Annotated in this window: 12 protein-coding genes; 7 read left to right on the forward strand and 5 right to left on the reverse strand. The window is 73.7% G+C overall.

Annotated elements, in window-relative coordinates; all coding sequences use genetic code 11:
- The first annotated feature begins 152 nt into the window (after positions 1-152).
- Together PS467_RS04280 and aroQ are read left to right on the forward strand one after the other, a co-directional pair.
- Entirely contained in the window at positions 153-2,018 is a 1,866-nt protein-coding gene (locus tag PS467_RS04280) for a pectate lyase-like domain-containing protein (RefSeq protein WP_311034062.1), read from the forward strand.
- A 77-nt stretch (positions 2,019-2,095) separates the two neighbouring features.
- Positions 2,096-2,572, forward strand: a complete 477-nt coding sequence (gene aroQ / locus PS467_RS04285) for a type II 3-dehydroquinate dehydratase (RefSeq protein ID WP_268970093.1) — start codon at positions 2,096-2,098, stop codon at positions 2,570-2,572.
- Between the two features lie 39 nt (positions 2,573-2,611).
- Here the strand turns inward: aroQ and PS467_RS04290 are convergent, their stop codons facing one another.
- Positions 2,612-3,397, reverse strand: coding sequence for a DeoR/GlpR family DNA-binding transcription regulator (locus PS467_RS04290; protein ID WP_268970094.1), 786 nt, complete (start codon positions 3,395-3,397; stop codon positions 2,612-2,614).
- 138 nt (positions 3,398-3,535) lie between these two features.
- Between PS467_RS04290 and PS467_RS04295 the strand changes: the two genes are divergently transcribed.
- The 3 genes from PS467_RS04295 to PS467_RS04305 all read left to right on the forward strand — a co-directional run bounded on the left by PS467_RS04295 (position 3,536) and on the right by PS467_RS04305 (position 5,850).
- Complete coding sequence (locus tag PS467_RS04295; protein ID WP_311034063.1) at positions 3,536-4,429, forward strand: SIS domain-containing protein; 894 nt, start codon at positions 3,536-3,538, stop codon at positions 4,427-4,429.
- A gap of 65 nt (positions 4,430-4,494) precedes the next feature.
- Entirely contained in the window at positions 4,495-5,334 is an 840-nt protein-coding gene (locus PS467_RS04300) for a class II fructose-bisphosphate aldolase (protein WP_268970096.1), read from the forward strand.
- A 78-nt stretch (positions 5,335-5,412) separates the two neighbouring features.
- Positions 5,413-5,850: an STAS domain-containing protein gene (locus tag PS467_RS04305; RefSeq protein ID WP_311034064.1), complete on the forward strand. Its 438-nt coding sequence runs from the start codon at positions 5,413-5,415 to the stop codon at positions 5,848-5,850.
- Here PS467_RS04305 and PS467_RS04310 read toward each other — a convergent pair.
- The 4 genes from PS467_RS04310 to PS467_RS04325 all read right to left on the reverse strand — a co-directional run bounded on the left by PS467_RS04310 (position 5,749) and on the right by PS467_RS04325 (position 12,050).
- Positions 5,749-6,750: a sigma-70 family RNA polymerase sigma factor gene (locus PS467_RS04310; protein ID WP_311034065.1), complete on the reverse strand. Its 1,002-nt coding sequence runs from the start codon at positions 6,748-6,750 to the stop codon at positions 5,749-5,751. The two genes, PS467_RS04305 and PS467_RS04310, sit on opposite strands and share 102 nt — an antisense overlap.
- Positions 6,751-6,877: 127 nt before the next feature.
- Complete coding sequence (locus PS467_RS04315) at positions 6,878-7,117, reverse strand: DUF6296 family protein (RefSeq protein WP_311034066.1); 240 nt, start codon at positions 7,115-7,117, stop codon at positions 6,878-6,880.
- Positions 7,118-7,172: 55 nt separating this feature from the next.
- Positions 7,173-7,484 (reverse strand): KR domain-containing protein, encoded by a 312-nt coding sequence (locus tag PS467_RS04320; protein WP_311034067.1) that lies wholly within the window; start codon positions 7,482-7,484, stop codon positions 7,173-7,175.
- A 78-nt stretch (positions 7,485-7,562) separates the two neighbouring features.
- Positions 7,563-12,050 (reverse strand): HAD-IC family P-type ATPase, encoded by a 4,488-nt coding sequence (locus PS467_RS04325; RefSeq protein WP_311034068.1) that lies wholly within the window; start codon positions 12,048-12,050, stop codon positions 7,563-7,565.
- 92 nt (positions 12,051-12,142) lie between these two features.
- Here PS467_RS04325 and PS467_RS04330 point away from each other — a divergent pair, with 92 nt between their 5' ends.
- Together PS467_RS04330 and PS467_RS04335 are read left to right on the forward strand one after the other, a co-directional pair.
- Positions 12,143-12,829 carry a hypothetical protein gene (locus PS467_RS04330; RefSeq protein ID WP_311034069.1) on the forward strand — a complete coding sequence of 229 codons (687 nt, stop codon included), beginning with the start codon at positions 12,143-12,145 and terminating at the stop codon, positions 12,827-12,829.
- 297 nt (positions 12,830-13,126) lie between these two features.
- Positions 13,127-13,744: a helix-turn-helix transcriptional regulator gene (locus PS467_RS04335; protein WP_268970103.1), complete on the forward strand. Its 618-nt coding sequence runs from the start codon at positions 13,127-13,129 to the stop codon at positions 13,742-13,744.
- Positions 13,745-13,873 lie beyond the last annotated feature (129 nt).

Consider the following 13,873-nt stretch of genomic DNA (forward strand, 5'->3'; position numbering starts at 1 on the left):
CCTCGCATGGCTCCATTGGAGGTTGCGTCACACATCGCGCGAGTTCTGGTGACACATCTTGACGCCCCGTTCAGGTGGATGAAGCATGCATCCGGCAAGAGCGCTCTCAACCCCCCGCATCTTTCACTTCCTGAACTCAGGAGAGTCGTGTCATGACGTCATCCCCCACAGAGTCCTCGTCCCGCCCGGAGCCAACCTCCGCCACGGAGTCCTCCTCTCCGCGCCGGTCCGCGGTCGGCCGCCGGGCCGTCCTCGGCGCCGCGGCGGCCGCATCGGCTCCCGCCCTGCTCGGCCTGTCCACCCCGGCGTCCGCGGCCCCGGCGTCCGCCGCCCCGGCCGCCGCCACGTCGTCGCGCAGAAGCCCGCGGGCCCTGCCGGGCGGCGGCGACCTGGGCCCGAACGTCATCGTCTTCGACCCCGCCACGCCCGGTATCCAGGCCAAGCTCGACGAGGTGTTCAAGAAGCAGGAGTCGGCGCAGTTCGACACGGGACGCTACGCCCTGCTGTTCAAGCCCGGCACCTACAACGGCCTCAACGCCCAGATCGGCTTCTACACCTCGATCGCCGGACTGGGACTGTCCCCCGACGACACCACCATCAACGGCGATGTCACGGTCGACGCCGGGTGGTTCGACGGCAACGCCACGCAGAACTTCTGGCGTTCGGCGGAGAACCTCGCGCTCGTCCCCGTCAGCGGCACCAACCGCTGGGCGGTGGCGCAGGCCGCGCCCTTCCGGCGGATGCATGTGCGCGGCGGGCTCAACCTCGCCCCCGACGGTTACGGCTGGGCCAGCGGCGGTTACATCGCCGACAGCCGCATCGACGGCCAGGTCGGACCGTACTCCCAGCAGCAGTGGTACACCCGCGACAGCGTCGTCGGCGGCTGGCAGAACGCCGTGTGGAACATGGTGTTCTCCGGTGTCGAGGGCGCGCCCGCGCAGAGTTTCCCCGACCCGCCGTACACCACGCTCGACACCACCCCGGTCTCCCGGGAGAAGCCCTTCCTGTACCTCGACGGCGGCGACTACCGGGTCTTCCTGCCCGAGAAGCGGACCGGCGCCCGCGGTGTCACCTGGGGCAACGGCACCCCCAGGGGCACCTCGCTGCCCCTGTCGCAGTTCTATGTGGCCCAGCCCGACGTCACCGCGGCCACCCTCAACGAGGCGCTCGCCCAGGGCCTCCATCTGCTGCTCACACCGGGCATCTACCACCTCGATCAGCCGATCCAGGTGGACCGGGCGAACACCGTCGTCCTCGGGCTCGGCTACGCCACGCTCGTCCCGGACAACGGCGTCACCGCGCTGAAGGTCGCGGACGTCGACGGGGTGCGGCTGGCCGGTTTCCTCATCGACGCCGGGCCGGTCAACTCCGAGACTCTGCTGGAAGTCGGCCCGGAAGGGGCCTCGGCCGACCACTCGGCCAACCCCACCACCGTCCAGGACGTGTTCATCCGCATCGGCGGCGCGGGCCCCGGCAAGGCCACCACCTGCATGGTGATCAACAGCCGGCACACCATCGTCGACCACACCTGGGTCTGGCGCGCCGACCACGGTGACGGTGTCGGCTGGGAAACCAACCGCGCCGACTACGGAGTCCGGGTCAACGGCGACGACGTCCTCGCCACCGGCCTGTTCGTGGAGCACTTCAACAAGTACGACGTGCAGTGGTACGGACAGCGGGGCCGGACCATCTTCTTCCAGAACGAGAAGGCGTACGACGCCCCGAACCAGGCGGCCATCCAGAACGGCTCCATCAAGGGCTACGCGGCCTACAAGGTGGCCGACTCGGTGACCGAGCACGAAGGATGGGGGCTCGGCAGCTACTGCTACTACAACGTCGACCCGAGCATCGTGCAGCACCACGGCTTCGCCGCGCCGAACGCGGCGGGGGTGAAGTTCCACAACCTGCTGGTGGTCTCGCTCGGCGGCAACGGCCAGTACGAACGCGTCATCAATGACACCGGCTCTCCCACCTCGGGCACCTCCACCGTGCCGTCCACCGTGGTCTCCTATCCCTGATCTACGATGCCTCGCGGGCCGGTGTCCACCGCGCACCGGCCCGCGAAGAGCCGATACCCAGGAAGGACCACCACGCCATGGCCACCACATCCGTGCGCGACCGTTCCACGATCCTGGTCCTCAACGGACCCAATCTGAACCTCCTGGGCCGTCGGCAACCCGAGATCTACGGCACCGACACCCTGGCCGACGTCGAGAAGCTGGTCGCCGAGACGGCCGCCCCGCACGGTCTGACGACCGACTGCCGGCAGAGCAACCACGAGGGCCAGCTGATCGACTGGATCCACGAGGCCCGTGAGCACCACGCGGCCGTCATCATCAACCCCGCGGGCTACTCCCACACCTCCGTCGCCCTGCGCGACGCCCTGGCGACCTGCGACGGTCTGCCGATCGTGGAGGTGCACATCTCCAACATCCACCAGCGGGAGACGTTCCGGCACCACTCCTATGTCTCCGCGCTGGCCGACGGGGTGATCGCCGGATGCGGTGTGCAGGGCTACGCCTTCGCCGTCGAGCGGGTGGCCGCCCTGCTCGCGGCCGCCAGGCAGGCGTAGTCGCCGGGCCGTACCGGGCCGTGGTCGGGGCCCGGTACGTCAGGCCCTGATCACGCGGACACCGGCCTCGGTGTACGGGGCGACCAGCTCCTCACCGGCCCCGGTGTCCGTGACCAGAACATCGATCTCCTCCAGCGCGCAGATCCGGGCGAACGCCCGGCGGCCCAGCTTGGAGCTGTCGGCCACGACCACCACCCGGGCGGCCCGCGCGGCCATGAGGTGGTTGATGCTGGCCTCGCCCTCATGGTGGGCGGTCGCGCCCTGGGCGGTGTCCAGCGCGTCCACGCCGAGGATCGCCAGATCCAGCGAGACCTGGTCCAGCACCCCGTTGGCCAGCGGCCCCATCAGCTCGAAGGACTGCGGACGGGCGACCCCGCCGGTGAGCACGATCTTGACCTGGGGGCGCACCGCCAGTTCGCTGGCGATGTTCAGGGCGTTGGTGACGACCGTGACGGCCGGGCCGCCACCGGGCGCGGACAGATCGCCGCGGGTGGAGAGGGCTCGGGCGACCTCGGTGGTGGTCGTCCCGCCGTTGAGGCCCACGATCGAACCGGGCTCGGCCATACGGGCCGCCGCGGCGGCGATCCGCTGCTTCTCCGAGGCGCGCCGGGCGGTCTTGTAGCGCAGCGGAAGGTCGTACGAGAGGTTGTGCGCCACCGCACCGCCACGGGTACGGCTGAGCATCTGCTGCTGGGCGAGTTCATCCAGGTCACGCCGGATGGTCGCGGCGGACACCGCCAGCTCGGCGGCCGCCTCCTCGACATCGATACTGCCGTCCCTGGCCAGCAGATCCAGCAGGGCGTTCCAGCGCTCGGGCCGTTTCACGCCGCTCACCCTACCCTCGCACCCCTCCGCTCTGGACTTCCATGCGTGATCCTGCGCATTATCAGCTCGTACGAAACAACTCCGCGCAACTTCGGGCGGCGCCGCTGCCCGGGTCATCCGTGCGACGAGGGGAGTCCCATGAGCCACACCGAGGCCGAGATCGCGAGCCAGCCCGACTGCTGGCGGCGCGCCATCGCCCTGGCCCGGGAGCCGGAGGGGCCCGTACGGGAGGCGCTGCCCCGGCCGGGTGAGCGGGTCGCCGTCGTCGGCTGCGGCACCTCGTGGTTCATCGCCCAGTCGTACGCGGCGCTGCGCGAGGCGGCGGGCCAGGGCGAGACGGACGCGTTCGCCGCGTCGGAGATGCCCTCCGGCCGCGCCTACGACCGGGTGCTGGCGCTGTCCCGGTCCGGCACCACGACCGAGGTGCTGGAGCTGCTGGGCGCGGTGCGCGGCCGGGTGCCCACCACCGTCATCACGGCGGTCCCCGGCTCCCCGGTCGTGGGCGCCGCGGACGCCGCGGTCGTGATGGACTTCGCCGACGAGCGGTCGGTGGTGCAGACCCGCTGGGCCACCAGCGAACTCGCCCTGCTCCGCGCCCACCTGGGCGCGGAGCTGGAGCATCTCGCGGCGGACGGCGAGGCGGCGCTCGCCGAGCCACTCCCCCAGGCGCTCGTGGACGCCGGGCAGTTCACCTTCCTCGGCCGGGGCTGGACCTACGGGGTCGCCCAGGAGGCCGCGCTCAAGATGCGCGAGGCGGCGGGGGCGTGGACCGAGGCGTACCCGGCCAAGGAGTACCGGCACGGCCCGATCAGCGTGACCGGCCCGCACAGCGTGGTGTGGTGGCTCGGCGAGGGCGCCTCCGATGTGACGGACGAGGAGATCACCCGGACCGGTGGCCGGGTCGCCGGACACGGCCGCGATCCGCTGGCCGAACTGGTGGTGGTGCAGCGGCTCGCGGTCGCGATCGCGGCGGCCCGCGGGCTCGACCCCGACGAGCCGCGCCATCTCACCCGCTCGGTGATCCTCGGCTGAGCCGGGAGGAGCGGGCGGAGCACGGGAGAAGGCCGAAGTCGGAGTCGGGCGGAAGGAGCCGGGAGATGCCGCTGGTGGCCACCGGAGAGATCGTCGGGACGGCCGTGCGGGCCGGGCTCGGCGCGGGTGCGTTCAATGTCATCCAGATCGAGCACGCCCAGGCGATCGTGGCCGGGGCGGAGGCGGCGGGCGCGCCGGTGATCCTCCAGATCAGCGAGAACGCGGTGCGGTATCACGGCGCCCTGGCCGCCATCGGGCGGGCGGCGGTGGAAGTGGCCCGCGCGGCCCGGGTGCCGGTGGCCGTGCACCTGGACCATGCCACCGGGCCCGAGCTGGTGCGGGAGGCGGTGGGCCTGGGCTTCGGCTCGGTGATGTTCGACGCCTCGCGCCTGGATTACGACGGCAATGTGGCGGCGACCGCCGAGGTGGTGGCCGACTGCCATGCCCACGGGGTGTGGGTGGAGGCCGAGTTGGGCGAGGTGGGCGGCAAGGACGGCGTCCACGCACCGGGCGCCAGGACCGATCCGGCCGAGGCCGCCGCCTATGTGGCGGCGACGGGCGTGGACGCGCTCGCGGTGGCGGTGGGCACCTCGCACGCCATGGTCGTCAAGGCGGCGGTGGTGGATCTGGCGCTGGTCGCGGCCCTGCGCGCGGCCGTGCCCGTACCACTGGTGCTGCACGGCTCCTCCGGGGTGCCCGAGGCCGATCTGACCCGGGCGGTGGAGGCGGGGCTGACGAAGGTGAACATCGCCACCCATCTGAACGTGGCCTACACCCGGGCGATCCGCGACCATCTCGCCGGCCACCCCGATGTGGTCGACCCCCGCCGGTATGTCGCGGCGGCGCGTGACGCGGTGGCGCGGGAGGTGACCCGGCTGCTGAGGCTGGTGCGGGCCACGCGCTGAGCGGCGCCGCCGGTGAGCCGATGACTTTCCCCGGGCCGGGCGGTCTCCACCGGTGAACACCACGCCAGGAGGTGGACGTTGGCCGCACCCGAGCCCGAGAACCCGCCCACGCCGTACCCGCCCGCGCCGTACCCGGCCGTGCTGGTCCTGGACCGGCCGGTCACCCGCGCCGAGGTGGAGCGGCTGTGCGAACGGCTGCGCGCCCTGGTGCGCCACCGGCCCGGCCCAGGGCCGGTCACCGTGGACGTGGGCGGGGTGCGCCGGCCGGACCTGACGGTGGTCGAGGCCCTGGCCCGGCTGCGGCTGACCGCCCATCGGCTGGGGTGCGGCATCCGGCTTCGCGGCGCAGGCGGCGAACTGCGGCGGCTGCTCGCCTGGACCGGGCTGGACGAGGCCCTGACGGCTCCCGCGGCGTCAGGCCACGCCCTGGGGCTCGAGCCGGGCGGGCAGACCGAACAGCGGGAAGAGGCGCTCGGTCTCCAGGAAGGAGTTGAGCCCGGTGATCCGGCCGCCTGATATCTCCAGGACCTGGAGCGCCCAGGGCTCATGGCCGCCACCGGCGCCGCCCGGACGGTACTGGCCGAAGGCGGGCATGCCGTTGGCCACGGTCGGGACCAGGCGCGAGCCCCGGCAGCCGATGCCATGGCCCACCAGCCATTGGCGGATGTGCTCATGGCCGCGCAGCCACAGCTCGTACGGTGGCATGGAGAGGGTGGCGTCCTCGTGCAGCAGGGCGGTGAGGGAGTCCAGGTCATAGCGCTCGAAGGCGTCCACATAGCGGGCCAGCAGCGCGCGCTGCGCCTCGTCCAGCGGCTCGGCCGGGTCGGAGTCGCTGATCCCGCTCGCGGCGAGGGTGGCCCGCGCCCGCTGGAGCGCGCTGTTGACGGACGCGACGGTGGTGCCCAGCAGCTCGGCGACCTCGCTCGCCTTCCAGGCCAGCACCTCGCGCAGGATCAGCACCGCCCGCTGGCGGGGTGCCAGATGCTGGAGCGCGGCGATGAACGCGAGCCGCACCGCGTCCCGCTGGGCGGCCACCTCGGCGGGGTCTCCGCCGTCCGGCAGCACCTGGCCGTCGGGGACCGGCCCGATCCAGGTGGCCTCCGGCTGCTCGACGAGGGCGGCCGGGAAGGGGGTGGCCGCGGAGGTCAGATCCATGGGGCGGGCCCGCCGCTTACCGGCGCCCAGCATGTCCAGACAGACATTGGTGGCGATGCGGTAGAGCCATGATCGCAGCGCGGACCGGCCCTCGAAGCGGTCCAGGCCCCGCCAGGCGCGCACCATCGTCTCCTGCACCGCGTCCTCGGCCTCGAAGGCCGAGCCCAGCATCCGATAGCAGTAACCGGTCAGCTGCGTGCGGTACGGCTCCAGCCGGAGCTCGACACCGGCCGCGCCGTCCACCGCCACCACATCACCCATCGCCGCACCTCATCGCTGCTCGGAACCGCCGCTCGGACTCCCGTGGGTGAGAAACGTAGCGGGCACCACTGACAACGGCGCGGAGCTGGGCATTCGCGGAGGTGTCCGAGTGCGCCGGACGGGTGCCTCAGGTCACCGGGCGGGCGGTGACCATGGCCGCGTGCACCTGGTGCCCGCCGCTGGCGATCATCCGCACCTCGGCCCGGTCGCTGATCTCCGCCCGCACGATGCCGGTGTCGTCCGCGTACACCGGGTGACCGCCCGGACCGCTGCTGTCCGTGCGGTGCACCATGACGACGTCCGCGGCCTCCGGGTCCGGGGTGGTCGTATCCACGAAGACCAGCTCATACCTCTCTCGGCTCCGCATCACGTCCTCCTCCGCACCGACCCGCCCCCGCCATCTCAAACCATGACATTCCACACTATCGCTCGGCTCCGGGAGCGCAAGAGGTTCGAAGGACAGGCCCGTCGAGGTGGGACACGGCGTCCAGCTTGGTCGGCAGCACCGCCTCCAGTGCCTTGGGGGTGAGTCCGCGGAACATGCCGTCACGTGTCGCGCCGGCCGCGTGGATGACGCCCCGCAGCGGAAGGTCCGCCGGTATCCGGGAGAGCAGTCCGTTGACGGCGGCGACGCCGACGGCCGCACTGCCCGCCAGCACGCCGTAGGCCGTGCCCGCGTGCCGTGACAGGGCCGAGCCCACCACCCCGCCGGCGCCCGTGACATCGAGGAGCAAGACCGTCCTTCGCCTCGATGGCCACCTCCGCGGCGGGGACGGAAAGGAGTGAACGGCCGCCCGGCCCGGTGGGCGTCGTCAGGGCCGGGCTTCTGCAGGGGCGGAGGTCTGGTCGGTGGCATCGGCGTCCTCCTGCTCCGCCGTGACCCTCCCGATGCCCAGCAGCGACGCCAGGAGGGGGCCGAACAGCGTGGCCACGACGATGGAGCCCAGGGTGATGGCCCAGGCGAACGGGCCGAGCGGGGTGCAGTCGAAGAACTGGCTGACGCCCGGGGTCTGGATGATGGCGACGAGCACCGCGGCGGAGCCCAGACCGGCGATCAGCACATGCCGGTCCCGGCCGCCCGCGGTCAGGGTCTGCGCCAGCTGGGTGCCGACCAGGGCGGCGAGCGCCACCGTACCGGCCCGGCGGGTTCTGCCGGTGACCCGGCCACCGGTCCACGCCAGTCCGGCGCCGGCGGCGGTGATGACGCCCCGCAGCAGCATCTCCTTGGTCAGCGCCACGCCCAGGGAACGGCTGGGGCCCTCCTTGAGCAGCCGTTCGCCGGTGTGCCCGGTCGGCTCACGCACCGCGATGGCGAGCGCGGGCGCGAGGTCGGTCAGCAGGTTGACCAGCATGATCTGACGGGCGCTCAGGGGTGTGGAGCCGGTGAGGGCGGAGGTCGCCACGCTGAAGGTGACCTCGCCGAAGTTGCCGCCGATGAGGATGGCGAGGGCCACCCGGACCGAGGCCCACATGGCGCGCCCCTCCATCAGGGCCGAGACGATCGTCTCCAGGCGGTCGTCGGTGACGACCAGGTCCGCCGCGGCGGTCGCGGCGGGGGTGCCGCGCCGTCCCAGGGCGATGCCGATGTCCGCGAGCCGGATGGCGGGGGCGTCGTTGGCGCCGTCCCCGGTCATCGCCACCACCCGGCCCAGGCGCTGATACGCCTGGACGATACGGACCTTGTGGTGCGGGCTGCACCGGGCGATCACGTCCACCGTCGGCAGCAGTTCGTCCAGCCGCGCGTCGTCCATCTCGTCCAGCTCCGGGCCGGTGCACACCATCGGCTCGGGGACGTCCATGATGGTGGCCGCGATGGCGTCCGCGGTGGCGGGGTGGTCGCCGGTGAGCATCACGGTCTGCACCCCGGCCTCGCGCAGCCGCGCGGTGGCGGGGGCGGCGCTGGTGCGGACGGGGTCGGCGAGCGCGATGAAGCCGAGGAACTCCAGGTCCCTGACGGTCTCGTCGGTCAGCTCCTCGTCCTGACGCATCGGGCGCTCGGCCACCGCCAGCACCCGCCGCCCCGCACCGGCCAGCTCCTCCGCGGCCTCGGTCAGCTTCCCGATGCCCTCGGCGTCCAGTTCGGCGGCCCGTCCGGTGCCCGGTACGCGCCACCGGGCGACCCGCTCCAGGACGCCCTCGGGCGCCCCCTTGACGCTGAGCAGCGCACCGTGCGCGGTGCGCCCGGCGGTGGCGTGGTAGGCGCGGGAGGGTTCGAAGGGCAGCGCGTCGGTACGCCGCCAGCGGGGCGCCCCGCGCCGCACCCCGACCCCGGCCCGGCGCGCCCCGGTGCTCACCGCGCGGTCGGTCCGGTGCGCCATGGGTTCGGCCTGGCGGGCCGGCGGGGTCGCGCGCAGGGCGGCGGCGAGCACCGCCTTACGGGGCGCGTCGAGCCGGTCGGCGGGGAGCGGGCCGGCGCCGTCGCTGACCGCCGCGAGCTGGAGGTTGCCCTCGGTGAGGGTCCCGGTCTTGTCGAAGCACAGCACGTCGGCGCGGCCGAGCGCCTCGATGGTGCGGGGGTTGCGGACCAGCGCGCCGAGGTCGGCCAGCCGCCGGGCGGCGGCCAGCTGGGCCGCGTTGACCAGGAACGGCAGCCCTTCGGGGACGGAGGCGACGGCGAGGTTGACGGCCGAGGCGAGGTTCTTGGTGAGCGGGAGGCCGTGCAGCAGCCCGGCCCCGGTGACCGCGGCGGCGGAGCCCAGCGCGATGGGCACGCTGGACCGGGTGAGCGAGGTCAGCCGCGCCTCGACACCGGTGACGGGCGCGGCCTGGCGGGCGGTGGCCAGGCTGCGGCCCACCTCGGTGGCCGGTCCGGTGGCCACGACGACGGCCACGGCGCGCCCCGCGGAGACCGTGGTGCCCTCGTAGAGCATCGACCGGCGCTGGGTGATGTGCCCGCCGACGACCGGCGCCGGGTCCTTGGGGACCGGGAGGGACTCGCCGGTCAGCGAGGACTCGTCGGCCTCGAGCCCCTCGGCCTCCAGCAGCCGGCAGTCGGCGGGCACCACGTCCTCGGGGCCCAGTACGACGATGTCGCCGGGGACGAGGTCTCCGGCGGTCACGAGGCGTTCGGTACCGCTCCGGCGGACCCGGGCGCCGATGGCCGACCGGGCGAACAGCTCGGACAGCGCCCGCTCGGTCCTGACCCGCTGGAATCCGCCGACGAGGGCGGAGGTGCCGGTGATGGCGGCCACCAGCGCGGCGTCGGTGCGCGAGCCCACGGCGGCGGCCAGGGCGGCCCCGGCGGCGAGGACCGGTGTCAGCGGGTTGGCCAGCTCCTCGATGAACGCGGCGGGCAGGCTGGTGCCGGTGGGCTCGCCCCGGCGCGGCCCCTGGCCCGCGCGGGCCGCCGCCTCCTGCGGGGTCAGACCGTCGAGCCCGGTGCCCAGACGCTCCAGGACGCGCGGTACGGGCATCAGATACCAGGGGGTGGTGGTCACCGGAGGGTCCATGGGGCGGGCGAGGAGCTGGCGCACCCGCCAGTTGCCCAGGGCGAAGGCCAGGGTCCCCGCGGTGGTGCCCGCCGCCGCGCCGCGCGCGGCGGCCTGGTCCGGGGCCGCCTGGAGGGCGGCCACCGCGCCGATGGCGCTGCCGCCCGCGGACAGCAGGGCGCTCTCCCGGTCGACCCGCGCGGCGACCCCCACGGCGTCCACGATGAGCCCGGCCGACTCCAGGTCGGCGCCGACGAGCAGATGGGCTCCCCAGGCCGGGGGCTCGCCCTCGCGGTGCACCCCGATGCCGCAGTCGGCCGCTCCCAGCGCCCGGCGGTTGCCGGAGAGCAGCAGCACGACCGCGCCGTCGGCCTGAAGGGAGCGTACGGAGGCCACGAGACGGCCGCCGGACGGCGCCACCGCGTCGGCGAAGGTGATGCCCGTGGGATGCGGCCGGTCGGTGGCCAGGACGATGCGCGCGCCCGCCCGGCGGGCGGCGGCCGCCACGGCCTCGGCCCCGGGGACGGTCTGCGGCGCGAGGCCCACCACCGCCTGGAGCCTGCGCCCCCGGGCCAGGCCGAGCACCCGCTCGCTGCCCCGGCGGCGGAGCCTCGCCGCGGTCTGCCGGCCGGTGCGGCCGGTCAGCTCGAGACGGTCCAGGGGGCCGAGCACCCATCCGTTGTCGCGGCGGATCTCCAGGGGCTGATCGGCGTCGAAGAGGCCGAAGAGCCGCCCGGTGGTCCGCTCGGGTTCGGCGCCGCCGAGGAGTTCCAGGTCGACGGGCTCGTAGCGGTCGCCGCGCAGGGCCTCCTCGTCCAGCACCACGGTGTCCACCCGGCCCAGCCGCCGCAGACAGCTGCGGTCCATGGCCAGGACGCCGCGCAGCGCCAGGAACCGGCCGAGGCTGGTCGCGAACCCCTCCCGGCCGGCCCCCGGCGCCTTGGGCACGGACGCGAAGGCGACGGCCAGGGCGCGCCGTGGGCGGGCGAAGGGGGCGGCGAGGGCACCGGCCACGGCTCCGGCGGCCATGGAGCGCTCCGCGAAGCGCTCCACGGTGTCCTGGGGGGACGGTCCCGGCCGCTCGACCACGATCGGCTCGGCCCGCACGTCCTGGGGGCCGTGCACCAGCTGCGGCTCCATCGCGGCCCAGGCCCGGCCCTCCGCCTCCGCCTCCCGCCACAGGGCCATCCGCTGGAGGAGGTCGAGCGCGAGCCCGCCGCCCCGGGTGGCCACGCTCTGGGCCAGCGCGCTCAGCACCGGCAAGGCCGCCTCGGTCGGCTCCCCGCGGGTGATGGCCAGGGCCAGCCGCCGCAGGCGGGGGTGGTTCTGGACGACGGACACGGTCGCGGCCACCTCGGCCGGCAGCCGGAGCCAGGGGGCCAGCCGCAGGGCGGTGGCGACGCTCAGCCCCGCGACGTCCGCGGCCACCACGGCCAGGGACTGGGCCGCCTTCGGGCCGCCGGAGGGATGGCGTGGCTCCGGGGCCCACTCGTCGAACTCCTCGGGGCGCGCGGCCGGCTCCTGGGCCTCCGCGCGCTCGATCCGGGCGAGCAGGGTCTGCTCGGACGGGGGCGGTCTGTCCACGGCCACCACGACGCGTTCGGAGGGCGCGTTCACCCGCGCCCACCGCACCCGCGGATGCTCCTCGAGGGCCTCTTCCACCCGGCGGGCCACTCGCTCGCCGCCGATCCCGTGCACCCCGCGGACCTCGATGTAGTACCGCCCCGGAGAGGACCAGATCCCCCGCTGGGAGGGCCGGACCAGCCGTGCGACGGCTCCGGCGGCATCCCGCACGCCCGCGGCCACGCCGCCCTTGATGGGGGCGAGCAGGGCGGGCGGCAGGGGCAGGCGCAGTGCTGACAGCGGTGACATCGAGGGGACCTCCGCTCTCCGGGCAGCCTGCCCGGTTCATCCCGATTACCCTGAAAAGGGAAGAAGATTCCATTCGCCATCACCGTGTGGACGTGAGACCAGTGACCACTCCCACCCCTTCACGCAAGCGCGGCTCCCCGGCCGCCAAGAAGACGGCCCCGGCGCGCGGCGGCGGCACGTCGTCGAAGTCCAAGGCCGCGTCGGGCACATCGCGGTCCTCGCAGCCGAAGAAGGCGGCGAAGTCCACCTCGTCGTCGCGGAGCACGCAGCGACAGCGGACCGCGAAGGCCGCCGCCAAGGCCCCCGTGGAGGTCTCGCGCGGCGACGGCAAGCGCACTCTGAGCGTCACGGTGCCCACGCTCGACACCATGGGCCACGCCACCAAGGAGACCCTCGGCACCGTCGGCCACGCCACCAGGGACACGCTCGACACCGTGGGCCACGCCACGAAGGAGACCTTCGGCACGGTCGGCCACGCCACGACCCGCGCGAGCGGCGGCGCGGCGAAGGCGGCGCTGAAACCGGTCGAGGTGGCCCGCCGGGTGCTGCCCGCCAAGGGCGGGCTGCCGCTGTACCTGGGGCTCGGCGCGCTGGGTGCCGTGGAGGTCATCGAATGGCCGGTGGCCGTCGGCATCGGCGTCGGTTACGCGGTGCTGCGCAAGGGGGGCATCATGGCCCCACCGGCCGAGAAGCACCCCGAGGGCCGCGCCGAAGGGCGCACCGAGAGCCGTCCGAAGAGCCGCTCCTCGGCCCGCAAGCCCGCCAAGGCCGCGGCGTAGCGCCCGGCCGGCGGCCCCGCACCGTGCCCGGACCGGAACGGAAAGCGGGCAGAAAGCGGGCACGACTCTGTGGAAAACGGGCACCCCATAGTCGCCATGGCGTTGGTATACACCAGGAAGCGGACCTAAACACCCGTCACTGAATTCCCCCTGGGGTCCGGCGCGTTGCTCCCCCGTGGCGCGCGGACCCTCCGTCACCTGGGGGTTCACCCGAGGCGGACGACCACTCCGTCAGAAAACGACCGAAAGCGGTGACTCCTCTTGGCCCTCCCCCACAGCGCTCAGGGTCCCTCTCGAGTGCCCGGACAGGCAGCCGTCACCCCGCGGCATGCCACCGGAATGGCCACCCTCGCCCCCGACCTCCATGTGATAGCCGGGGACGAGGACTTCTTCCGGCACTTCGGCGCCTCTTCCGCCGAGTTGTGCGGCCGGAGCCTGTTCGACCTGCTGCATCCCAGCACCCCCTCCGTCCTGCGGGAACACTTCTCGCGGCTGCACGACGGACGGCGCACCCGCTTCACCGAGCGCGTCCTCGGCTACCGCTCCCGCGACCGGGTGTTCTCGGGCAAGCTGACCGGCACGGCCATCCAGGGCCGGTCCGATCGGCTCGCTGCCATCGTCGTGATGGTCAAACCGGATGACGAACGACCCGAGGAGGAAACGACCCCCGCGAACCAGAAGCTGCTGTCGGCGCTGGAGGCCCGGATACTGGAGGGCGTGGCCACCGGCGCGTCCACCGTCCAGATGGCCGCCAAGCTGTATCTCAGCAGACAAGGCGTCGAATACCACGTGGGAGCCATGTTGCGGAAGATGAAGGCACCCAACCGGGCGGCCTTGGTCTCCCGCGCCTACGCGTCGGGCATGCTGACCGTGGGCACCTGGCCGGCCCAGGTGCGCCCGGAATTCATCAAGTGACGTACGACACCTGAGATCTGACCCTCCGAAAGCCCGGGGCGGCCGCCCCGGGCTTTCGTGTCCGGCCGCCCGGCCGGTACGTCACCGGGCCCGGCGTGGAACGCCTCCGCCGCTCAGTAGGCTGAGACG

The organism is Streptomyces luomodiensis (assembly GCF_031679605.1).
Lineage (GTDB): Bacteria > Actinomycetota > Actinomycetes > Streptomycetales > Streptomycetaceae > Streptomyces > Streptomyces luomodiensis.